This window comes from Flavobacterium sp. SM15 (genome assembly GCF_022012335.1).
In the GTDB taxonomy this organism is placed as follows: domain Bacteria; phylum Bacteroidota; class Bacteroidia; order Flavobacteriales; family Flavobacteriaceae; genus Flavobacterium.
In genome coordinates, this window is record NZ_JAKLTO010000004.1 from 106607 (window position 1) to 129890 (window position 23284).

General features: G+C 32.3%; 26 protein-coding genes. 23 read left to right on the forward strand and 3 right to left on the reverse strand.

All coding sequences use genetic code 11. The features are described from left to right. Window positions 1–92: 92 nt before the first annotated feature. From LZZ90_RS08275 to LZZ90_RS08385, 23 genes are all read left to right on the forward strand, one after another. Window positions 93–1238 (forward strand): ATP-dependent Clp protease proteolytic subunit, encoded by a 1146-nt coding sequence (locus tag LZZ90_RS08275; RefSeq protein ID WP_237790220.1) that lies wholly within the window; start codon window positions 93–95, stop codon window positions 1236–1238. A gap of 31 nt (window positions 1239–1269) precedes the next feature. Beyond that, on the forward strand, window positions 1270–2316 hold the full coding sequence (locus LZZ90_RS08280; RefSeq protein ID WP_237790221.1) for a hypothetical protein: 1047 nt from the start codon (window positions 1270–1272) through the stop codon (window positions 2314–2316). A gap of 82 nt (window positions 2317–2398) precedes the next feature. After that, the gene (locus tag LZZ90_RS08285; RefSeq protein WP_237790222.1) at window positions 2399–2971 is read left to right on the forward strand and encodes a hypothetical protein; all 573 of its coding nucleotides are present in this window, start codon (window positions 2399–2401) and stop codon (window positions 2969–2971) included. Between the two features lie 103 nt (window positions 2972–3074). Beyond that, complete coding sequence (locus LZZ90_RS08290) at window positions 3075–3485, forward strand: hypothetical protein (RefSeq protein WP_237790223.1); 411 nt, start codon at window positions 3075–3077, stop codon at window positions 3483–3485. Beyond that, the gene (locus LZZ90_RS08295; protein ID WP_237790224.1) at window positions 3485–4846 is read left to right on the forward strand and encodes a hypothetical protein; all 1362 of its coding nucleotides are present in this window, start codon (window positions 3485–3487) and stop codon (window positions 4844–4846) included. Before LZZ90_RS08290 ends, LZZ90_RS08295 begins: the two co-directional genes overlap by 1 nt. Beyond that, complete coding sequence (locus tag LZZ90_RS08300; protein WP_237790225.1) at window positions 4839–5363, forward strand: hypothetical protein; 525 nt, start codon at window positions 4839–4841, stop codon at window positions 5361–5363. The genes LZZ90_RS08295 and LZZ90_RS08300 overlap by 8 nt, the downstream gene beginning before the upstream one ends. After that, window positions 5363–6964 (forward strand): hypothetical protein, encoded by a 1602-nt coding sequence (locus LZZ90_RS08305; RefSeq protein WP_237790226.1) that lies wholly within the window; start codon window positions 5363–5365, stop codon window positions 6962–6964. Before LZZ90_RS08300 ends, LZZ90_RS08305 begins: the two co-directional genes overlap by 1 nt. A 4-nt stretch (window positions 6965–6968) precedes the next feature. Next, window positions 6969–7304 carry a hypothetical protein gene (locus LZZ90_RS08310; protein ID WP_237790227.1) on the forward strand — a complete coding sequence of 112 codons (336 nt, stop codon included), beginning with the start codon at window positions 6969–6971 and terminating at the stop codon, window positions 7302–7304. 48 nt (window positions 7305–7352) lie between these two features. Then, window positions 7353–7862 carry a hypothetical protein gene (locus tag LZZ90_RS08315; RefSeq protein WP_237790228.1) on the forward strand — a complete coding sequence of 170 codons (510 nt, stop codon included), beginning with the start codon at window positions 7353–7355 and terminating at the stop codon, window positions 7860–7862. 97 nt (window positions 7863–7959) lie between these two features. Then, the gene (locus tag LZZ90_RS08320; RefSeq protein ID WP_237790229.1) at window positions 7960–8511 is read left to right on the forward strand and encodes a hypothetical protein; all 552 of its coding nucleotides are present in this window, start codon (window positions 7960–7962) and stop codon (window positions 8509–8511) included. After that, a complete protein-coding gene (locus LZZ90_RS08325) occupies window positions 8511–9680 on the forward strand; it encodes a PBSX family phage terminase large subunit (protein WP_237790230.1) in 1170 nt (389 codons plus the stop codon). Before LZZ90_RS08320 ends, LZZ90_RS08325 begins: the two co-directional genes overlap by 1 nt. Beyond that, on the forward strand, window positions 9668–10291 hold the full coding sequence (locus LZZ90_RS08330; RefSeq protein WP_237790231.1) for a hypothetical protein: 624 nt from the start codon (window positions 9668–9670) through the stop codon (window positions 10289–10291). The genes LZZ90_RS08325 and LZZ90_RS08330 overlap by 13 nt, the downstream gene beginning before the upstream one ends. Beyond that, window positions 10291–10695: a hypothetical protein gene (locus tag LZZ90_RS08335; protein ID WP_237790232.1), complete on the forward strand. Its 405-nt coding sequence runs from the start codon at window positions 10291–10293 to the stop codon at window positions 10693–10695. Before LZZ90_RS08330 ends, LZZ90_RS08335 begins: the two co-directional genes overlap by 1 nt. Further along, a complete protein-coding gene (locus tag LZZ90_RS08340) occupies window positions 10695–11153 on the forward strand; it encodes a hypothetical protein (RefSeq protein WP_237790233.1) in 459 nt (152 codons plus the stop codon). Before LZZ90_RS08335 ends, LZZ90_RS08340 begins: the two co-directional genes overlap by 1 nt. Beyond that, a complete protein-coding gene (locus tag LZZ90_RS08345; protein ID WP_237790234.1) occupies window positions 11153–12277 on the forward strand; it encodes a hypothetical protein in 1125 nt (374 codons plus the stop codon). Before LZZ90_RS08340 ends, LZZ90_RS08345 begins: the two co-directional genes overlap by 1 nt. Continuing rightward, window positions 12277–14574, forward strand: coding sequence for a hypothetical protein (locus LZZ90_RS08350; RefSeq protein WP_237790235.1), 2298 nt, complete (start codon window positions 12277–12279; stop codon window positions 14572–14574). Before LZZ90_RS08345 ends, LZZ90_RS08350 begins: the two co-directional genes overlap by 1 nt. A gap of 82 nt (window positions 14575–14656) precedes the next feature. Next, the gene (locus LZZ90_RS08355) at window positions 14657–17503 is read left to right on the forward strand and encodes a hypothetical protein (RefSeq protein WP_237790236.1); all 2847 of its coding nucleotides are present in this window, start codon (window positions 14657–14659) and stop codon (window positions 17501–17503) included. A 168-nt stretch (window positions 17504–17671) separates the two neighbouring features. Further along, on the forward strand, window positions 17672–18451 hold the full coding sequence (locus tag LZZ90_RS08360; RefSeq protein WP_237790237.1) for a sigma-70 family RNA polymerase sigma factor: 780 nt from the start codon (window positions 17672–17674) through the stop codon (window positions 18449–18451). 194 nt (window positions 18452–18645) lie between these two features. After that, window positions 18646–18792 (forward strand): hypothetical protein, encoded by a 147-nt coding sequence (locus tag LZZ90_RS08365; protein WP_237790238.1) that lies wholly within the window; start codon window positions 18646–18648, stop codon window positions 18790–18792. Further along, on the forward strand, window positions 18782–19240 hold the full coding sequence (locus LZZ90_RS08370; protein WP_237790239.1) for a hypothetical protein: 459 nt from the start codon (window positions 18782–18784) through the stop codon (window positions 19238–19240). The genes LZZ90_RS08365 and LZZ90_RS08370 overlap by 11 nt, the downstream gene beginning before the upstream one ends. Beyond that, window positions 19241–19471 (forward strand): hypothetical protein, encoded by a 231-nt coding sequence (locus LZZ90_RS08375; RefSeq protein WP_237790240.1) that lies wholly within the window; start codon window positions 19241–19243, stop codon window positions 19469–19471. It begins immediately after the preceding gene. Window positions 19472–20533: 1062 nt separating this feature from the next. Then, entirely contained in the window at window positions 20534–20872 is a 339-nt protein-coding gene (locus tag LZZ90_RS08380) for a hypothetical protein (RefSeq protein ID WP_237790241.1), read from the forward strand. Window positions 20873–20940: 68 nt separating this feature from the next. Next, entirely contained in the window at window positions 20941–21555 is a 615-nt protein-coding gene (locus tag LZZ90_RS08385; protein ID WP_237790242.1) for a recombinase family protein, read from the forward strand. 117 nt (window positions 21556–21672) lie between these two features. Here the strand turns inward: LZZ90_RS08385 and LZZ90_RS08390 are convergent, their stop codons facing one another. From LZZ90_RS08390 to LZZ90_RS08400, 3 genes are read right to left on the reverse strand one after another with little or no spacing between them, the layout of a single operon-like run. Beyond that, a complete protein-coding gene (locus tag LZZ90_RS08390) occupies window positions 21673–21972 on the reverse strand; it encodes a hypothetical protein (RefSeq protein WP_237790243.1) in 300 nt (99 codons plus the stop codon). A gap of 2 nt (window positions 21973–21974) precedes the next feature. After that, a complete protein-coding gene (locus LZZ90_RS08395) occupies window positions 21975–22349 on the reverse strand; it encodes a hypothetical protein (protein ID WP_237790244.1) in 375 nt (124 codons plus the stop codon). A 21-nt stretch (window positions 22350–22370) separates the two neighbouring features. After that, window positions 22371–23150: a hypothetical protein gene (locus tag LZZ90_RS08400; protein ID WP_237790245.1), complete on the reverse strand. Its 780-nt coding sequence runs from the start codon at window positions 23148–23150 to the stop codon at window positions 22371–22373. Window positions 23151–23284: the final 134 nt, after the last annotated feature.

Below are 23284 nucleotides of genomic sequence, written 5' to 3' on the forward strand. Positions count from 1 at the left end.
TTGCTGGTTTTTTTACGGTTTTACATAAGAAATTCTATGTAAAGTAACTCATAACCTTTACATCTGACCATTACGGCTGTACAGTTGTTTATATGATTGGAAAAATTTATATAAACGGTGTAATTGGTGTTGATACGACTTTAGTTGATGTGGTACGTCAAGTAAAGAATCAACCGCTTGCTACTTCATTTCTTGTAAAGGTACATTCTGAAGGTGGTTATGTTGAAGATGGTTTTGACATCTACGATTATTTAAAAAACCTTGACAAAGAAAAGCCAGTTACAACTTCTACAACTATGGCTTACAGCATTGCCAGCGTAGTCTTCATGGCTGGTTCAACAAGATTGATACCAAACAACGCAAATCAAGTGTATATGATTCACTTGCCGTGGATGGAAGTTGTTGGTGATTCAATTGTTATCAATGATTACTTGAATGGATTAAAAGATGCTGAAAATAGGCTTATTAACTTCTACACTGATGCCTTATCAATCGATAAAGGAACAATCCATTCACTTCTTAAAAATGAAACATACTTAAACGCTGATGAATGCCTTGATTTTGGCATTGCAACTGGGTTAGAAGTACCACTTAAAGCGGTGGCTAAACTGCACAATAACGAAAATGAAAATAACGAAAGTTTAATGAACAAATTAACCAAAAAACTTGATGCTATTTGGAACAAATTGAATGGTATCAAAGCTGAATTGGTTCTTCAAGATGCAACTGGTGTTGAATTAGTATTTCCAGACCTTGAAGCAAGTGATGTTGCTAGTGTTGATGCTAAAGTAACAGTCGATGGTCAACCAGCTGAAGGTGATTTCTTAATGCCAGATGGTTCAACCGTGGTTGCTAAAGGTGGTGTTGTAACTGAAATCAAACCAGCTGAAGATGCACAACCAACTGACCCAGCAGAAAATGCTGAAGCTGATGCAAGAATTGAAAACGCTGATGAAATTCCAGCAGACCCAGCTGAAAAGGATAAAATGATTGAAGAACTTCAAGCTAAAGTTGCTGAATTACAATCAAAATTAGATGAAATGATGACTTCAGCCGATGCTTCAAACCTTTTAGAAGCATTTGATAAATCACTTGAAAAACAAGCTGAATTGGAAGCAAAATTTCAAGCCCTTGCAAAATCAATTGGTTCAGATTACACAACTACTACAAGTGAAAACAATCCAACAATCAAGGCAAAAGAACAAGAAAAACCAACAATTTCTTTCAAAAGAAAATAATAACGAAAAGCTAAATATATGAAATAGAAAAATGGCAAATTTCAACTTAGATAACGTAACGTTATCACCTAGAGAAGTACAAGAATTAAGCAAAGTTATCTTTGAAACTGTATTCTCTAATCCAGCACTTTCAGCAATGCACACTGTAGCTGAAGGTATTGACATGAAGACCCAAATCTTACTTGCATCAGCAATGGGCTTACAAGGTTTACCAGCAAACGGTACTTGTACACCACAAGATTCTGAAGCTGGTATTGTTTTCACCCAAAAATATTGGGAAAATAACCAAATCGAAGTAAGAATTCCTTACTGTGTAAAAGACTTACCAGAATTATTAAAAGCGTTTGGTACTAAATCAAACAAATACGATGCTGAAGGTTCTGAAGAAATCAAATTCTTAGGTGCTAAATTGTTAGAAGCATTGGATGAAACTATTTTAAGATTAGTTTGGTTTGGGGATAAATCAGCACAAAACATTGTTTCTGGTGGTACAATTACTAACGGTGTTAATACTTCTTTCTTCAAGGGTGTTGATGGTCTTTGGAAACAAATCTTTGCTGGTGTAACTGCTGGTGATATTCAAAGAGCAACAATTGCAGCTAACACTGGAACTACTTACACTACACAAGAATTAGCTGAAGGTGAAGCTTTGGTAGCAATGAGAAAAGTTTACAATCAATCAGATTCAAGATTGAAAAACCACGCTGATGGTATGTTCATCGTAACTCAATCTGTATATGATAACTTCTTAGATAAACTTGAAATTTCTGGTTTAAATGCAGTAGGTCAATTAGCTATAAATGATGGTGTTATGACTTATAGAGGTAAGAAAATTATCGTTGCTGATTTTATGGATAGAAACATTACTGCTTACATGGATAACGGTACAAAATACAACTTACCAAACCGTATTGTTTACACTATTCCAAGCAACATTCCAGTAGGTACACTTTCACAAGGTGAATTCAAAGAATTGGCTGTATGGTATGACAAAACTGATAGAAAAGTTTTCAGCGAAAACATCTTCAGTTTAGATGCTAAAGTATTAGAACCTTACTTCATTTCTGTAGCATACTAAAAAAATAAACCAAAGTTGATGGGGCTAACAAGCCCCAACGACTTTACACAAAATAACAAGATTATTAACACTTTAAAATAAGATGTCATGTATAGGTAAACTAACTGCAAACATTGCTTATGACTGTACCCCAGCGAACCGTGCAAAGGGTGGGTTAGAAACAAGCGCAGTATTAATAAATAGAGCTGATATTGATTGGACTTCAGTAACTCAATCTGGTGCTACAGTAACAAACGTTTCTTTAATGAGCGGTGCGACTGGGTACGGTATCGAATGGATTAAGCAGCTGGGAACTGTCGGGTCAGAAGTAAGTATCAACGATGGTTTAGATACGTTCACACACAATTTCGCTGGTAGAATTTTTGGTTCTGGTGCTGATGATGCAGAAAGAATGAAAGAACTTTTAGAAGGTGAATATGTGGTAATCGTTGAAACTAAATTCAAAGGTACTGGTAATGTTGATGCTTTCAAAGTATTTGGACTTGAAAACGGACTTAAAATGTCTGAAGGTACATATTCAAGTGCTGAAAATGATGGTGCATTATTATTCACATTAGCAAGCGTTGAAAACTACGGTGAATCATATCCTTTCTTAATTTGGAATGAAACCAACTATTCAACAACTAAAGCAAAATTTGATAACAAATTATCATAACAATAACTGAAATCTACCTTTACAAAAGGTATTTCAGAAGGTATAATTAAAGGTAGGTCAGCATAATAGCTACCTACCTTTTTTTATTAAAAAAATAGACGATATGACAGTAGAAAGACTAACAGAATTATTGGCAATTCCAATGGATGAATTGACCAAAGAAGATAAAACAGAACTAATTGAATATTACAAGTTTGTTTACGGATTCAAAACGTGTGCAAGCTGTAAAGATAAGTTCCCAACTTACTATAAAAAGCTTGCTGTAAATGGTGTTGCCAAATTGGAAATCCTATTACAGCCAGTTGATGATACTGAATTCAAATTAAGAGCAAATATTGGTGTTGTTCAAATCAATTTTGGTGCTGATGAATTCATTTCACCAACGTATGCACCAGCTGATTTATGCTTGAAATTTTTAGCGGTTAACCCAAACAGAATTTCAATGTTTGAAAGCTACCCATCAAATTGGAAGGAACTTATCAATAACATGAAAATTGAAGATGATGGTGAATAATGCGTATCAAATTAATAGATGTCGATAATCGACTTTCAATAAAATATAACCAAACCGATGGAATCCATAATTGGGGTGATGATAATGCTTATCCAAGCCTTGTAAAATCAATTATAGGGTCTAGTGTTACCGCTAAACAATGTGTTGATATTAACAGTAAATACATTTATGGTAAAGGGTTTGAATTTGCTAAAGATAATGCTCCAATTGTAAGTAAAAAAGGTTTGAATATTAACCAGTTACTTAGGATTACTTCAAGGGAATTTTCGGAACAAAACAACATCTTTTTACACGTTAATTATAATGCATTATTTGAAGTAATAAGTGTTGATTTATTACCATCAACTGATGTTAGAATTGGTAAAACTGATTCAAAAAATTACGCTGGTAAATATGTTGTTTACAACAACTGGGATAAATCGAAATCAAAGAAAACCAACAAGGATGATTACACTTTGATTGACCGTTTCAACTCAAATCAATCGGTTATTGAAGCACAAGTTGAAGCTGCTGGTGGATGGTCAAAATATAAAGGTCAAATACTTCATTTAACGGCTGATTTCAGTGATTTATACAGTCTTTCAGATATTGATTGTGTAATTCTTGATGCTGATTCACAATATCAGTCTTCAGTATTTAAAAATGGGGGTCTTAGAAAGGGATTTTTCGGAGCAAAATTGTTTATAACAAAGCCATTTGATGATGATAATGAACGTGATGATTTTGTAAAAACAATTGAAGATTTGAAAGGTGCTGAAGATAGTTCTGGGGTTCTTCATTTGGAAGCAGAAAATGAAACTGATGTATTGAGTGAACAGTTAATTATTCAAAATATTGATTCAAATATTGATGATAAGAAGTTTGAATATACTGATAAGTCCAATAAGGAAGTAATAATTGATGCATTTGATGTTCACGCAATTTTAGTGAACAAATCAGATAATTCAATTTTTGGAAATTCTGGTGAACTTCTTAAAGAAGCCAAACTAACACAATGGGAAAAGAAAGAAGAAGAAAGAAACATCATTTGTGAAGCATTCAAATTAATCTTCAACAAGTTCCATCAACCGATAAATCCAACTAAAAATTGGAATATCATACCAATTATTCAGATTGAAAATACGCAATCAATTGACCCAGTGCAAGCAAAAAGACTTGAAGCACAAGCACAATTAAAAGGTTCAGTCGGTGGTGTTCAAGCATTACTACAAATCCAGCAATCAGTTTCACAAGGGTTAACAGACCTTGAAAGCGGTATTGTAATCATTTCTGAAATCTTTGGAATTGAAAGTTCATTAGCTAGACAAATGCTTGGAAACCCAAAAATAACACAAGAACCAATTCAACCAACAAATGAATAAAATAGTAACGGCAACGGAAATCAAAACCTATAAAGATGTTGGTGAAAAGATTGATGAAAAGAAAATTAACCCAATCATTGAACAAGCCCAAATCACTGAATTGAAAGATAGGTTAGGGTCTGATTTCTTCTTTGATGTGTTGGCTAATTTATCTAATCCAGACTATCAAAATTTGCTTTCTGGAAGCACTTTTACCCATAATGGTATTGAGTATTACCAAGATGGATTAAAAGCCCTTACAGCTGATTATTTCATGTCAAAATATGTATTGCTTACAAATGTGAATCATACACCATTTGGAGCAACTACAAAGCTTTCAAACGATTCACAACCAGTTGATAGAAATACGTTGAAAGACATTTCAACACAACAAATGCAATTGGCTGGAAGTCGCTGGGAGATTATAAAACTGTATTTGGATAGCAATAGTGATTTGTTTCCAAAATGGGGAAAAAATAACACTTGTGGTGGTTCAACTTCCGTAAGTGAAAGAAGATTTAGAATTCGTAAAATATAATGCAAGTATTTCAAACAACTAATAACCCTAATACTTTTAAATATAATGGTTTAACATATCCAAAGAATTTCATGTGTATCAAACAAGGTTCAGAATCAATTGCGATTCATAACGCTTATGATACAAGATTTCAATTGATGGGTTCAACCCATTTTAATCAAATTCAAGTTAATGGGGTTAATCATACATCACAAGCTGATTTGATGGATAATTTAGCAACATTAATTTATGCTAAACAATTTAATTATTTAAGTCAAATTAATGGTCAAAATCAATTACTAAGTATTGGTAATATAAGCTTAACTGGTAACACTTTAACGGTTGAACCAGCTCAATGGAACATTAACGGTACTAATTATCAAACTACTTTAAATTCAATAATTAACGTTCCCTTTGCTGCTTCTGGAAAAAGCAGAATAGATTTAATAATTGCCAATGAATATAATCAGATTGTTAGATATTCTGGGGTGGAATATGAAGATATTGGTACTGCTCCAGTATTACCATTAAACGCTATTTATATAACTCAGATTACTGCTTCTGATAATCATGTTGGTGAACCTACACCAATATATGTTGGAACTGAATATGTAAGAAAATCATATTTGGGAAGTTATGTTGAACCAATTAGTGGGAGTAGTGTATCATTATCATTTGAAGTGAATGGAAAATCAACAATTGTACTAACTAGCACTGGTTTAACTTCCGTATCTGGATTTCATTATGAGTTTGTTCATGAGATTGACCAAACGCCATTTCTTGGTAAAGAGTATTTATTTTATAACTATACTGGTCACGATGTTATTTTTAAACAAAATGATACTTCTGCTGAATTGCCTTTCTTTTTAACAGACCAAGTCAATACAACGTTAAAAAACAATGGAAGGATTAGATTTCAATTTAATGGTTCTGGGTTTAATGAAGTATTTAGAAGCATTAGCGAACCTACACCAGCAACAACGTTAACACAATCAAGATGGAGTTTTTCAGATTTTTACATAGCTCAAGGAAATGGCATACTTAATGGGACTTCTATTGCTGGTGGGGCTTTTGAAAATTTACAAAGTTATAGTACAAAGGGAGCTGGTTTAATTAAACACCAAACAACTATAAATTCTGGTTACCAACTTTGGTCAATGTATAATGCTAGACCAATTGGCGGGTCATTTTATTGTGAATTTATGCACAATGGAACTTTCACAGAAAGAGATACAAGAATAGGATGGTTACAAGGGGTACATGGTAATGAAGCTTGTTTGGTAACAGATAGTACTGGTACTTATGCTTATTGTAAAAATGCTGCTACTGGACTTGCTACTGCATCTTCATTTGTTTCTGAGGCATTAATTAATGACCAATTTTATGCTCTATTAATAGATTTTGTTAGTGCTACACAAACAAATTTTAAGCTAAAAAAGCTATCAACAAATACCGTCATTTTAAATGTATCAATAACAACCAATAATGCACCATCATACTCTTTTGGTGCTTTTGGTGTACAATCAAAAAGAACAATTTCAACTGGTTCAGCTGATGTTCTTTTGGTTTTGGATTATGTTGGTTTTGGAGCAGAAAAGCCTAATTTTTTATTAAACTTTTAAAAGTATGAAATACAAAATATACATAACAAGTGGGGGATATTATGAAGTTGCTTCATTTGAAGAAATCCCAGAAGATGCAAATTATGAAATCATTGAAAATGAGATAAATCAAAATTTGCAAAATATTGTTGCAAGTATTGAACAAGAATATGAAATGAAGATTGATGAATTACTACGTGTTCATATTCAAAAACATATAATTGAAGGAACGGAAATACCTCAAAATATTCTCGATGAACGAAATATCCTTAGAAATGAATGCAACGACAAAATAGCTGCATTAGGTATTGATGTTTCGGCTTATAGACAGTCAAATAGACAAATAATAAATCTAATTTAAAATTTATTTTAGAATAATAACAAACCAAAATTAACCTTTAAAACCCCAATGAATGTTGAAACAATTCAAGATATTTTCTTCGCCCTAATTTATAAATCTAAAGTAATATTAACACCGTTATTTGCTACTTTTTTAGTATTCATAACTCCAATTACTGGAATGCTAATCACCACATCATTATTTGTGGCTGCTGATACATTATTTGCCATTTACGTTGCTGTTAAACAAGGTGGTATTCAAGCCTATAAAAGCAATTCATTATTCAATATTGTACCGAAATCATTTTTCTATATGTCCACAATATTACTAGCGTTTATGATTAATCAATTCTTAATTCTTGACCCTATTAATCTATTTACAAGGATTGTTTGTGGAGCTTGGATATACATTGAAATCAAAAGCATGGATGAAACCAGTATGAAATATGGTAATCGTTCAATTTGGGTAATCTTGAAAGAAATGATTTCAAAACTAAAAGGATTCAAAAAAGACTTAAATGAATTGAATGATGATAAGAAGGATGAAAAAGATAAAAAAGAAGATGACAAATCTGAATAACATTAAAGACTGCTAGCAATAGCGGTCTTTTTTTGTCTTTACATTCAGCAGTTCAGAAGGTATATTTTCTGAATAAGCACTTAATGCTTAAGGAAATATGAACGATAATTTAAATAAAAATGAAAAGGGAAGACCTTTCAAAATGAAAGTTTGGTTACCAGCACTTAAAGCGGTACTTGACAATGAAGATTTAAGATATTTAACTGATAACGAACTTTTGTTCCTTGTAAACAGACTTTTACCCAAAAATGAAAGAATTAACAAAAGAACCTTCATTAATTGGAAGGGCGGGAAGTTTGCACCAGATGAAGAAATTGGTGAAGAATTTTTGGAACTTATGGAGTATGCACATATCAGACAGAAACAAGCTTTAGGTCAAAAAATGTTAGATGAAAATAACATGACTTGGACAAAATATGCATGGTTACTTGAAAGAAAGTTTAGTGATTTAAACTTGAAACACATTTCTGAACACACAAATAAAAATGAGCAAACGACAATCAATATCATTGCCAGTTCTGATGAACAAAAGAAACTGATTGAATCAATAATGAATACTGAGTTCATTGAAATCAAACCAGAAGCATTACCAATTAAAAAAGAAGTTGAACCAACTGATAACAATGAAGATGATGAATTGCCATTCTAATGATTACACCTACATCAGCATTTACCAAAATTGCTGGAATGACTGCACCTATAAGGGTAGTGCAAGGTGGAACATCAGCGGGTAAAACATATTCCATACTTCACTATTTGATACTTTATGCTTTAAAGCGTGAAGTACTAATTTCAATTGTTGCTGAATCAATCCCAGTATTAAAACGTGGGGCTTATAAAGACTTTCAAGATATAATCATCAAGATGGGTTTGTATGATGAAAGCAAACACAACATGACTGATAGAACATATCAGTTAAATAAATCAACTTTTGAATTCTTTTCAGCTGATGATTCAACAAAATTAAGGGGTTCACGTAGGGACATTTTATTTATCAATGAAGCAAACAATGTAACATTTGAAGCTTTTCAAGAATTGAATGTTCGTACCAAACAATTCACCTTTTTAGACTACAACCCATCAGCACCATTTTACGCACAAACTGAACTTATCGGTAATGACAGTGTTGATTTTATAATTGTTACCTACAAAGACAATGAATTTCTTGATAATAAAATTGTATCAGAAATTGAAAGCTGGGAAGAAAAAGCCAAAACATCTGAATATTGGGCGAACCGTTGGAAGGTGATGGGGCTTGGTCAATTAGGTATTCAATCTGGTGCAATTTATTCTGATTGGTCTGAAATTGATTTTCTTCCAGATGAAGCTGAATTATTGGGTTCTGGTCTGGATTTTGGATTTACCAATGACCCAACATCATTGATAAGCGTTTACCGTTACAACGGTGAAATCATAGTTGATGAAGTGGTTTATCAAAAAGGCTTATTGAATAAACAATTAGCCAATTTGATACTTAATTCAAAAGCTAAAAAAGGAATCATTTTTGCTGATTCGGCTGAACCAAAATCAATTGCCGAATTGCGTTCATACGGTTTAAATGTTCTACCAGTAGTTAAAGGCAAAGACAGTATAAATAACGGAATTCAACTAATACAATCACAACATTTTAAAGTTACTTCAAGGTCAACCAATTTAATCAAAGAATTACAGAACTACATCTGGATGAAGGACAAAGAAGGTAAAGCTTTGAATATTCCTATTGATAATTATAACCATGGGCTTGATGCATTAAGGTATTTGTTCTTAATGAAATTCAATAACAAATCAACTCACTTCAGCTTAAAATGGAAACGATAATTGATTATAAAGTAAAAGACTTTTTTCAGTTAACCGATTATAGATTGATAGCTGAATATGAGGTTATATTACACCTTTTGAAACCACTTAAAGTAATTGATAATCCAAATTACAATAAGTACAAATTCTGGGATAAAAACACATCTAAAACGATTCAGATAACAGACCGTAACAGCTTCACCTTTGGTGAAAGAAATGAATTAGCAGATTACTTCAATGAAGGAAATTTTGAATCAGTTATTGAAGGGATGAAACTGGTAACTGGATTATCTGAAAAGCAAATATTTGACTTTACAATCACCAAGTTTTACGGTATAATTAATCATATCCAAAAGGAACTGATTGACATTTCAAATATGGAAATCGATGCGTTAAGTGATGATTCATTTGATATAAATCTTGAATCAGTTAACGCAAAGGGTAGGATGGCAAAGTTCGGTGTTTTAAACATAATTGATTCACTGGCCAAAGAAGATGTTACCAAATGGATTGAGATTGAAAAATTACCATATATGACAGTGTTTAGTAAGCTGTTGATGGATAAGGAAAAAGCTAATATCCAGAAGGAATTAGATGAAATCCAAAAGAGAAAAAATAAGCAAAAACAATAATGTATGATTTTTTTAAAAACATAGCTGAAACAAATGGATGGGTATTTGAATACGGAAGAAAAGATTACCAAAATCTATATAATGAAGATGTAAGTGGTGGAACTATTCACCTATTTGTTGACCCAATTGTAATTGATTCAAGCTTTTCAAATACTGGAAATGAAACCAAATCTTATTCTGGTAGGTTTATGATGATACTATCAAGTGATGTTGATGAAATGTATGATGATAAGTTCAATGATTACATCAAACCATTATTTAACGGTGCTTTACAGACAATAAAAGATACTTTGGTTTGTGATGATTATGACATAAATAAGTTCCAAACACTGGAAGTAATCAATTTACTTGATTTCAACCTTGACGGTGTTCTTGTGAACTATTCTTTAAGTCCTAATGAATAATGGAAGCTGAAAATGAAAAGGTTCTTAGGGAAGAACTTGAAGCCCTAAAAGCTGAAATAATTCAAGTTTATAATGCCAGCGGTAAAAGAACATCTGGTGAATTTGAACAAGGTCTGGAAATACAACAAAACGGAACTTCAGCAACGTTACTTGGTTACTTATACTTGGGTGGTCGTGCTGCTGGAAAACAGCCACCACTTGAAGCAATTGAAAGATGGATTCAACAAAAGGGAATCACACCGATTGAAGCAAAAATGAAAGTTAGTTCACTGGCTTATTTGATTGCCAGAAAAATTGCAAGGGAAGGAACAAACCCAGAAAATCACTTGTATATCTATGATGAAGTAATAACACCAGAACGCATTGATAAGATACTTGAAAGACTTAATCAAATCAATGTAAATGCCTTCATAAATGAAGTGCAAATAACAATAAACAAATTAGTGAATAATAGATAATGATAATTATTACTTCAAATCTTTTAACCAATTCATTTAACCCAGCATACAATGATAGTATAATCACTTTTCATTCAACACTTACGGGAACAACATTAGCTGAAATTTCAGTTGTTCCAAGTGGTAACACTTTTACGGTTTATCCTTATAACAATGAATTCAGATATAATTTCAAGGATTTGGTTAAAACGATGATTAACCCAAATGGATTTGCTGATTCAATTATTCCAAACCTAAATGGGAGTTTATATATCATTGATGATAATTCATTGCAATTAGTGTTTCAACCATCAATTACAACCTATACAGAAACAAGTGGTGATACAGTTTCATTGAATTATAAGTTCTTGAAATCTGCTGAACAATTAATTGGGTACAAACGAAAAATTGATAATGATAATTCAGTAAGAATTCTGTTGCCAACAGTCAACAATCAAGATTACAATCTTACTTATCATGAAGGTTATCCAAAAGATTTTGCAATTGCTGGAATTAATTCTGGTGATACATATTATTTTAAAAACACCAATTCTGGAGCAGTTACACAAACTTTTACTGGAACAACAAATGAAGTTAAAAGAATCTATTTAAGTGACGGTTCAACCAACTTAACTATTGTTGATGAATTATCAATTTCTTCAAATATAAACAACATTGAACTTTGGGTAAATGGTGTTTTTAATTCAAACATCAGAGTTAAAAAATTAGAAAGCCAATGCGGTGTTCTGCTAAAGTGGTTTAACCAAAATGGTGGTTATAGTTATTGGTTGTTTGAAAAGTTCTATAAAGAATCACTTAAAACTAAAGACCTTGATGATATCAATGGTTCGTGGGATAACCTTCAGAATGTGACTTTTATTACTAACTCTTTAGGTAAAATGGCAAACAAAGCATTGCAACTATCTTCTTCTTATGACCAACAAGAAAAAGAATACTTATTGGATTTGATGAAATCACCTAAAGTTGAAATGTACATTCATAATAATCCATTTAATCAATTTTTAGAAGGTGATTTTATTGGGGTTAAAGTTAGTGATGGCTCAACATCTTTTGAAAATAAAAGTCAAAAGAATAAGATTAAAATAACGGTTGAATTACCGCCCGAAAATACCATAACATATTAATGAATAATAATGAAGAAAGACTTTTTATAAACGGCAAAGCAATTGATTTATATGCTGGATTTCAGTTAACAAAAACACTTCAAGTAAATGACATTGCAAGCGTTGAAAATAGGCAAGCAAACTTTACCAGAAGCATTGATATTCCAAAGACTCCAAATAACATTGAAGCCTTTAATTACTTAGGGGTTGTTGGTAATGATTCAAACTTGCCGTATCAACAAAATACTGCAAATTACTTTGTTGGTAATGAGGCTGTTATTTATAATGGTTGGGCTGTAATCAACGAAACAAAAGATGATTATAAAATTAATATCTATGATGGTGTTATTGATTTTTATAAGGCTATTGAGAATAAAACATTTTCTGAAATTAATTTATCTGGTTTAACACATTCAAAGAATTTATCAACTGTAATTGATTCATGGACTGGAACATCGACACCATATAAATATATTGTATCTGATTATGGTGGTAAAGTGTTGTATCAACACCCATCATCTGGGTCAACAATAAATATTGATTATTTAACCCCAGCCGTTAAAGTTCCATATTTGTGGGATAATATATTCAGCCATTATAATTTTGGTTATGAGGGTAGCATATTTGAATCTGATGATTTTCAGAATCTTTATATTACTTATCCAAAAGGTGTTCTTTCAACAACACCAGATGAATTACTTTGGAGTTCCGATGATTATCAATTTCAAAGTAACGGTTCATCATTCCAAGAATATCCTAACACAAAGAAATCATCATTTCTAAGATTTAGTTCATTTGATGATAATACACTTCCATCAACATTAAATAATATCCATTATTTTGTTCCCGATAGTTCAAAATATAGGATTGAAATTTCTGGAACACTTAAACCTTTCAGATTATATTTTTGGACTTCATTCTTTGGTGAAATTAATACAACCGTTTTTCCTCAAGAAGTTGATGTTTGGTTGTGCAAGAATCAACATAACGCTACATCAGCTGAGAATGTAATCCCACTTATAAAAGTTGCTAGTAGTGTAGGTGATAGGGGTGATTTTACACCAGTTTATTTTGAGAATAATTTAATTATTGATTTAGAAGCAAATGAATCGTTGTGTTTTATTGCTAGAACAAGTAATCAACTTGGTTATAACAACAATGATAACTTATTACTAATACATATTACATCACCACTTAATTTAAAAATCAGCAAGGTTACTACAACGGAAATTGAATTTGATAGTGTGCTGGAAGATTTTAAAATCAAAGACTTTATCAATGAAATCATTTGGCGTTTTGGTCTTACTATATTCAAGGATAAAGAATCAAATAACTATAAGTTTTTGACTTTAGCAGAAAGGCTTGAATCACCAGAATTGGTTGATTGGAGTGATAAGTTTCAAGGATTGGAAAGCGAAAAATATATACTTGGAAATTATGCTCAGAACAATGTAATGCAATACAAGTATAATCAAGAAAATAGCAACCATAAAGATGGGTTTATCAATATTCAAAATGTAAATCTGGATGATGAGAAGATTATTATCAATTCAAAAATTTACGCACCCGAAAAGGATTTAACATACTTGTTACCCAAACCAACAAATGTATATAAGCTTTTTAATACTGAAATAAGTGATAATGACGGTGTTCAAGAAATCAAATACAAACCACTGGATAAACGATTTTATTTTATTTCTTATTCAAATTATGAACTTCTTACACCAAAAGCAATTGGAAGCGAATTGCTAATTGAATCAACATCAATTACAGATATGCCAATGGAAAGCTATGCTGGTTTGTCGTTTCAAGATGTTATTCAAAGTTACTATTCTACATTTTCCAGAATACTGAATAAGTCTAAAATCATTACAGCAAAAATGTGGTTAACACCAGCCGATGTATCGGATTTTGATTTTAAAAAATTGTACTTCATCAGTCAGTTAGGGTCTTATTTCATGGTTAATAAAATAAACAACTGGAAACAAGATAAGCTTACAAACGTTGAATTAATTAAAGTTGATTATAAGCCAGTAGTTACACCACCAGCCGAAACAAGAACAATACATATCACTGGTTATTTGCTTGAAAGTTATGATGCCTTCAACCATAAAATAACAATTGCTTATACAACAACTGGTATTGTTGATGGTAGCATTAATGTTTTGACTAATAATATCGTATCACAAACTGTTCTTAATTCATCACCAATTGTAATTATTCAACCTATTAATGTAGCTGGTGGTGTTAGTTATATTACGTTGCAAACAGTTGATGGTCAAGTAACATCTGATAATTCTGTTAACTATTGGGGATAAATAACCCATAAAAAAATAATTGTTTAACCAACCCCATCCTGGGGTTTTAAACCAAAATAATATGAAATAAAAGTACCAATTAATGGCAAACAAAGTTGAAATCCTAAACTTGGATATAAACACATCAGCACTTATTGCTAAGATGGCTGAAACAAGGGGTAAGATTGATGAACTTCAAGCATCACAAAAACAACTTACCCAATCAAATCAAACTGCATCTGAAGCGTTCCAAAAGAATGCTGTTGAATTAGGACGTTTACAAAGTTCATACAATCAACAAAAATCAATTGTAACCCAATTAAGTACGGCTAACAATTCCTTTGCTCAAACATCAGCAGCAATTGCTGATGCAGTGAGTAAAGAAAACTTATCAATTGCACAAGCACGTGAAAACAATACCCAGCTATTGGCATTGCGTAATCAAATCAACATCAAAACTGATGAAGGTAAACAAAAGCTACTTGAAATCAATGGTAAGCTTGACCAGAACAACCAATTCATAAAAGAAAATGTATCAGCCTATGAACAACAAAAAATAGGTATTGGTCATTATAAAACGGCAATAACTGGAGCATTACAAGAAACTGGTTTGTTCGGTGGTCAACTTCAAAATGTATCACAAGTTGTTGGTTCATTCACACCGCTTTTAGGTGCAATGAAAACTGAAGCTACTGCTGGTGCTGCTCAAATTAAATCAGCTGCTGCATCAACTGAAGGCATGACATTAGCACAAAAAGGTTTAGCGGTTGCAACTAATCTTGGAACTGGAGCAATGAGAATCTTTTCAGTTGCACTGGCTGCTACTGGTATTGGTTTAATCATTGCAGCGGTTGCTTTACTGATAGGGTATTTTAAAGCCTTTGACCCGTTGGTTGATAAATTAGAGCAAGGGATGGCTGCCTTTGGTGCTGTTATTCGTGTTGTTCAAATTGCCGTTGGTCAATTCGTTACTGGGTTAACAGATTTGGGTGGAACTATTAAAAAATTGGGTGCATTCTTAACTGACCCAATTGGTTCACTTAAAAAGTTAGGTTCTGAAATGGCAAACGCTGCTAAAGAAGCAGCTGCTTTAAAGGAAGCCCAACAAGACCTTGCTGATGCACAATCAATTCAAGAAGTTGCTAATGCAAAAGCTAGTCAACAATACGCTGAATTAATCCTTCAATCAAAGAACCGAACATTATCAGAACAAGAAAGATTGAAGTTCTTGAAGCAAGCTGAAGCAATTGAAACTCAAAACTTCAATAATCGTTCTGCATTAGCTGAAAAAGAAATTTCAAACGCTGTTGAAGCTGCAAGAATAAAAGGTCAATTGAATGCTGAAGAAATTGCAAACCTTAAAACACGTGGTACTGAATATGCAATCTATTTGCTAAACCTTGGTAAAATCACTGATGATGAGGTTGAAGCAATTAAGAAAGCACAATTAGCTAAGATTGCTATCCAAGATGAATCAACCAAACGTTTGGAGAAAAACCAAAACGCACAAGATAAGTTAGCAGAAGATGCTGAAAAGAAACGTGAAAAGGCTGCACAAGATGCTGAGAACGCCAGACAAAAAGCTGAAGATGCAAAACAAAAAGCCATTGATACCAGCATCCAAAAATCAAAGGATGAACTTAATCTATTCGTTCAACAACAAGGGTTTAAGAAGAAATCAATTGAAGATGAAATTGCATTTGAAAAACAAGTTCTTGACCGTAAACTGGCAATTCTTAAACAAGAATTCGATGCTAAGAAAATAACACAAACAGCATTTCAAGCTGAATCATTGGCACTGACAAATGAGTTTGCCAAAAAGACAGCTGATATTGCCATTGAAGAAGCTGCAAGGGAACTTGAAAACTATAAGCGTAATCATCAAATCAAAATTGATGAAGACAAATTCTTTACAGAACAAAAGCTTCAAAACTTCATTAATGAAAACGCTCTTACTGCACAAAAAGAAATTGAATTTCAAACAACCAGATTAGAGCAAGGTCAGATTAATGAACAACAATATCAAGATGCGATTGACTTAATCAAAGAGAATCAACGTATCAAGAATGAAGAACTTCAAACGCAACGTGATGAAGCTAAGAAGGAACAACAAGCGATAGACCTTGAAAACCAAAGAATACTTGATGAAGAAAAGTTTACCAATGATTTTGATTTACAGTTAGCTAGGGAAGAACAAAGGTATCAAGCAGAAATTGCAGCAGCTGAAAAGACTGGAGCAAGTAAAGACCTTATCCAAAAGAAACACGCTGATGTTCAACAGAAGATTGAAAAGGCTAAGTTCGATGCACAACTTCAATCAGCTTCAGAAGCGTTTGGTTCTATTTCTCAGTTATTAGGTGAAAACACAGCAGCTGGAAAGGCAGCAGCCATAGCCCAAGCCACTTTGAATAGTTACCTTGCTTTTACTCAAATATTAGCTGCAAAATCTGTTTTACCAGAACCAGCTGGTGGTATAGCTAAAGTCGCAATGGCTGGTGTTGTTTTGGCTAGTGGTTTGCTAAATGTTGCAAAAATTGCGAGTACAAAAGTACCAACTAAAGCGGGTGGTGGTTACATTACTGGTGATATTCCAACACTTAGAAGTGGTTACGTTGATACACCTTCAAATCTATCAGCACCACTTACCAACGGTGATGATGTGTTAGCTTATGTTGGTAATGGTGAATTAGTTCTTAACCGTGAACAACAAGCACGTGCTGGTGGCTCTGCTTTCTTCAGAAGTATTGGTGTACCAACATTTGCTGGTGGTGGGTTTGTTGGTGGTAACACCAATCTTGGAAGCCTTGGCGGTGTTAAAGTTAATCTTGATGGCATGGCTGAACGTATTGCACAAGCTAACCAATCATTGCCAGCACCAATTGTAAGTGTGGTTGATATTGCCGATGTATCAAATAGGGTAGCGGTGATTGAAAGCGGTGCTAATTTCTAAACATAAAGAATCCTAATCAATCAAATGGTTAGGATTTTTTGTTTTGTATTAATCTGTAAATGAACGTATTGAATAATATTTCAAAAATATTTTCATTCAAATATGTCTTTTTGGTTTTGTCTAAATATTTATTAGAAAACAATAACAACTAAACATAATCAACCATGAATGAACAACACGTATTACAATGAACTAAGAAAGCTTAAAACGTTAGATAATGAGAAAGTAAAAGACATATACACCAGATACCAAAACGGTGATGCAAATGCTATCAACGAAATCATTACTGGAAATTTAAGGTTTGTGGTTACGATTGCGAAAAGCTACCATAAATCAATAACAAACAAATCCATTATTGAATTGGATGACCTTATCAGTGAAGGGAATATTGGACTTATTCAAGCTGCAACCAAATTCAATTTAGATTTCGGAGTACGATTCAGCACCTATGCTGTTTTTTGGATAAGAAAGCAAATCCAGTATACAATCAACCAACATGAAGACCTTATCCGATTGCCAGCAAATAAGCTGCAAGCCAATAGGAAAATCAAAAGAATGATTAATCAGCTTTACCAAGATAATCAGTATCAACCAACAAGAACGGAACTTGAAGATTTGGAACTATTCAACACCAGCGAAATTGATACTTACTTCCAACAACAACAAAAGCTAATAAGTATTGATGACCAGTACAACGTTGAAGATGTGGTTGAAAATACGGATGAATTTGATTACCAGTTTGAATTGAAACGAAAAATAAAATTTGCTTTAAAGTACCTAACACCCAAAGAACGTTTGGCTATCAGAATGAAGTTTGGTATTGACCAACAACCATCAACACCCACTGAAATTTATGAAGCATTACAAGTAAGCAAACAAAGGGTAGGACAAATCAATCAATCCGCTTTGCTCAAATTAAGAGCCATTCTAGGTACACCAGTGATTTAATCCAGAACCAAAATAAACCCCAAAATCGGGGCGATAAAAAAAAATGAAAATAATCTGACTTTTTGAATCCGAACAGATATTTATAAGAAATAACAATAACGAACCCTAAAAAATAAAGCCATGGGAATAACACTAACTGAAGAAGATTTCAATGAAATGATTGATAACGAAAACCAAAAATACCAGAACCAATAATGAAACTAACTGACAAATTACCAGCTAACCCAGAACTAAGAGCAATCATAATTCAACTAAGAAAGTTGAAACGTAACCAAAAATTACTGGCTGAATTATTCAAGCTGGAAACCTATTCCGAAACAACTAATACCAATGACAACTAACCAACAGAATTTTATACAAGCTTCCGAAATCGAACGCCAGAAAATGGAACAGCTATTTAAACAACACGGTGTAAGCAGCTACTACTTTACCAATACGGATAGTTATGACCAAGAAGATGGATATTACACTGGTTCAACAACAAACCTACCAATTGTGTTTGAAGTTAAGAACCGTGATATTCCATCAGATAAGTACAATACAATCTTCATCAGCAAATCCAAGGTTGAACATCTGTTATCCATATCAAAAGAAACTGGTGATGTTCCAATGGTATTTTGGTTCTTTAACGATGGCAAATATTACTACCAACAGTTGTACCACAACCAGTATTATTCATCAGTTCCTACGATTGTACCGACAACAACGGTAGGAGCGGGGGGCGTAAAAGAATATGAAGATATGATTCACTTCAACATAACACCAAAGCAATTGAAAACGATTAACTAAATGAACAGATACCAATTACTAAAGAAAAACCACGAAACAATGTACCAGTTTATCAAAGCTGGTATTTTGTCGTTTATAGTACTAAGAGATATTGAAATATATGAAGAGTACCAACAGCTAAAAAAGATGAAAAACAATGAAGCTAAATTTCTTTATCTAGGTGATAAACATGAACTTTCTGCTGTTAGGATTGAACAGATAGTTTACAATATGCAAAAGAAGGTAAACTAATAGTAATGTTATACTAAACAATACTAAACAAATAGTAGCTGAAGTAGCTGGAAGTATTGTATTTACTTGTGTTAAAGGATATAGAGATAAAAAACTTGTTTTATACTAACTTTTCGGTATATTTGTACCATACAACAACGGTAATAAAAAAGGGTGCTATAAAACACCCCTTTCATTTGCCAAGTTAAAATAATATTGTTAAAGCTTTTTTAATTCCTTCTTTTACAAGTTGTCCTACGAAGACTCCAAGAAGAAATTTTAAAACTTTAACTAACTTGGATTCCTTAACACTAGGTTCTTCCATTTTAGATAAAATTTGGTTAATACTCAGTTAACTACTCGAAAATAAGGTAACGCCAATTACCTTATTTTTTTTATTCATATTTCAAATAACTACAGTTACAAAGGTTGTGATTTTTGACGTAAAAAGGAAGTCAAAGTTATTGACAATACGTCCGAGTTTTTCACAATGGAGATTTTTTCTTGATGTAAGAAATTATTTGACAAAGATACCCCTAGATTTTCACTTTGCAAAATAGGTTAAATCTGTTGTAATAGAATCCCAGCAAACCCACTACCAATAAGGGGTCACAAAATTAAAAAATCTTTAATTTGAGCTATTTTACTTACAGTTTTGGAAATACCTACGTTGAAAAATATAGTAAAAACATATTGAAAACATAGCCACACCGCACAATTGTTTCACCCTAAAAAAGTGCCGTTTGATTTCTGAAGTAATTTTCTGCTGCAAATCTAAAAATCGTTTTCCAGATACACAAAAAGATAAAATTCTATGTTATTTTGTATGTTTTTAAGGTGGTATTGTTTAGTACACTTTAACGTCAATAAACACGTGAATAATTTTAACATAATTGTACTAAAAATAATGTGTACTTTATTTGCATACAATAAAACAATAACATATCTTTGAAGTGTTCAATTAAAGGGAACAAAAGTTATTTGAAATATTGAGATTAACCACCAGAATAAAATAAGGGTTGCGCTAACAACCCTTATCTATCGTAAAGCATTAACTCAGATGAATTAATACATTATCAAAGTATGACAAATTTAATTAAAAATTCTGAATTATTTGAATCCCTATCACAAAGGGAATTTGAACCACGTGAAACGCTACTGGTACTTAAACACAATATCAACGTGTTTTGGTCATGGGGTGTAGAAAGGATAGTGAACTTTTACAATAAAGGGCTTATCCTAGTAGTTAATGGAAATCATCATTGTGGAATTGTTTTTATTATCCTAGCTTGGAATGATACTTACAGTTACTATCTCTTAAATGATGATGGAAGTATAAAGGTTGAAAGGCATGAAGTTTATTTTGATTTTCTTCAGTCTTCAATTGACAAAGATGTTGAATATATAAACGATTATAATTAATAACCTAGTAATCTGGTAAATGCTTTCTTCTGGTGGTACAATCTCAATTAACTATTAAATTAAAAGATATGAAAGCACGTTATGTAAGGGTTTCATCCCAGAGCCAGAACCCAGCCAGACAATTGGCTAAACGCTATCCAGATGAAAAGTTATTTATTGATGTTATAAGCGGTTCAATTCCGTTTAATGAACGTCCACAAGGTAAAGAACTTATTAAAGCAATTGAAGCCAAAGAAATAACTCAAATATCAACCAGCAGTGTTGATAGGTTAGGGCGGTCATCCTTTGATTGCCAACATAGTCTTAATTGGTTAAAGGAAATGGGTGTTAATGTATGTATTGATAATCTTGGAATAAGTAGCATATTACCCAATGGTAAGTATAATGGAATATTCAAAATGATTACCGATGTTTTAAGCAACGTTGCTGAAATGGAACGTGAAGCAATACGTGAGAGACAATCTGAAGGTATTGCAATTGCTAAGGCTAGGGGTGTTTATTCCAAATCAAGAAACAAACCGAGTATGTCAGATGATGATATATTAGCTAAATATCCAGCTGTTGTAAAAGAATTAAAGCTTGGTAATAACAGTTTGCGTAAAGTTGCTAAACTTGCTGGTGTTAGTCTTGGAACGGTTCAGAAAGTCAAAGATATTTTATTCAAAGATGATGCTGTTAATTAAGACGTTTATAGACCAGATATTTATCTGGATAGTAACTATTATTATAGTAGATAGATGATGTCTAAAATCAAATAAAAAAGGGTAACTGATATGGTTACCCTTTGTTGTTTGATATTCTTATTTTTCTTCCGTTTCAGATTGAGTTTCTTCAGAATCATCAATCGCTTTTTTAACCTCAATATCTTCTACTGAAACAATAGTTGCATCACCATGATTGTCTTGAATATAATCTATTCCAGACTGTTTTGCATCATCATAATTGTTTCTTAGAATTGGATTTCCTAAAGTTTGAGTTCCATTAACTACAATACATTGATAACGTTCATCTTCAGTTGCACTGACAACCATTATCAATGCAGTTTTTTCTTGGTCTGGGTTGCCGCCTCTGCTAGCATCAACCGATATAGAATATCTCATATTTAAGAATTTAATAGATAGTTAATATCTTCAGCAATTACTTCATATTTATCAATTTCAACAGTTTCAATTTGAATATCGTTGTTTAAATATAATTCAAATTCATTATTAAGTTCAGCCAATATACCATCACTATCACCACCCATTAATTGAATTTCTATAGTATTTATATCTTCATCTTCATCTGATTCATATAACCAGATATCAATTGCAAACGTTTTTATTTTTTCATCTTTTGCAGCTGCTGCTTCAAGTCCTTTTGCTTTTGCAATTGCTTCACGTCTAGCAATAATTAAGTTTTCATTTTCGAATTCAAAATCTTTAATAAATGATTCATTTTGAGAATCTGTTGTATAATAAGTAACTACGTAAGTCATAATGTTTTTTAGAGTTTAATTTTATTTATTCAAAGATGGTAAATATAAAACTTCTGATTCGTTACGTCCACCGAAATATGCAAGTAATTCAGATTTGTTTACGGTTTTTTCTACAACGTCAAATTTTGATTTATCCTTTTCAAATGATTTTTCAAAGTTTAAATTGATGTACTCATAGGCAAAAAATTCAGCTACTTTCTTATCCAATGTCCAGCTTATTCTATAATTTCCAGATTCGATTTCTTTCTTTGAACAGCCTCTGTAAATTGTAACTTCATCTGGAAGATTATTAAAAAACTCTCTTTCATCTTCATCCATCATATATTCCTTTTTTGGACGTGAATCATTGATGTAAGATAGAATAATTTCCATGTCTGTATGTGCTAAATTAGACATTGTATAGCAATGACCTACAATTTCCCAATACACTTCATCTGGCATATTATGATAATGAGTTTTAATAATGTCGTGAAGATTATTTGGTTCTGTTGCTGCAATAATCATATCCCAATCAATAGTATCTTTGGATTTGGTTAGTAATTCATCATACCAAGATTTAAGTTTATTTAGTGAATAACTTTCTGTTCTTTGTTCAACCAAAAAATCTTTATAAGTTTCATTTATAAAATCTGTTTGGAAGCGAACCCCATTTTTATCCGTTTCTTTATGTCTATCTGTTTTTGCACACCAATAATTGAATTCTGCTAATTGTGATTCATAACCAAACAGTCTAGTTTGTCTAATTGAAGTAATAGCAACATCATATTCAACCATTGCTCTTTTTATTTCATATTCAGTCATAATGTTTTATGTATTAAGTGTTTATAGTTAATTTTTGTGATTGATTCTGATGCAATATTATAGTAAAAAAATTTAATAAATGCCTTACCAAATTAAACAATATGGTTAGTCTTATTGAATTAAACTATTTAGAA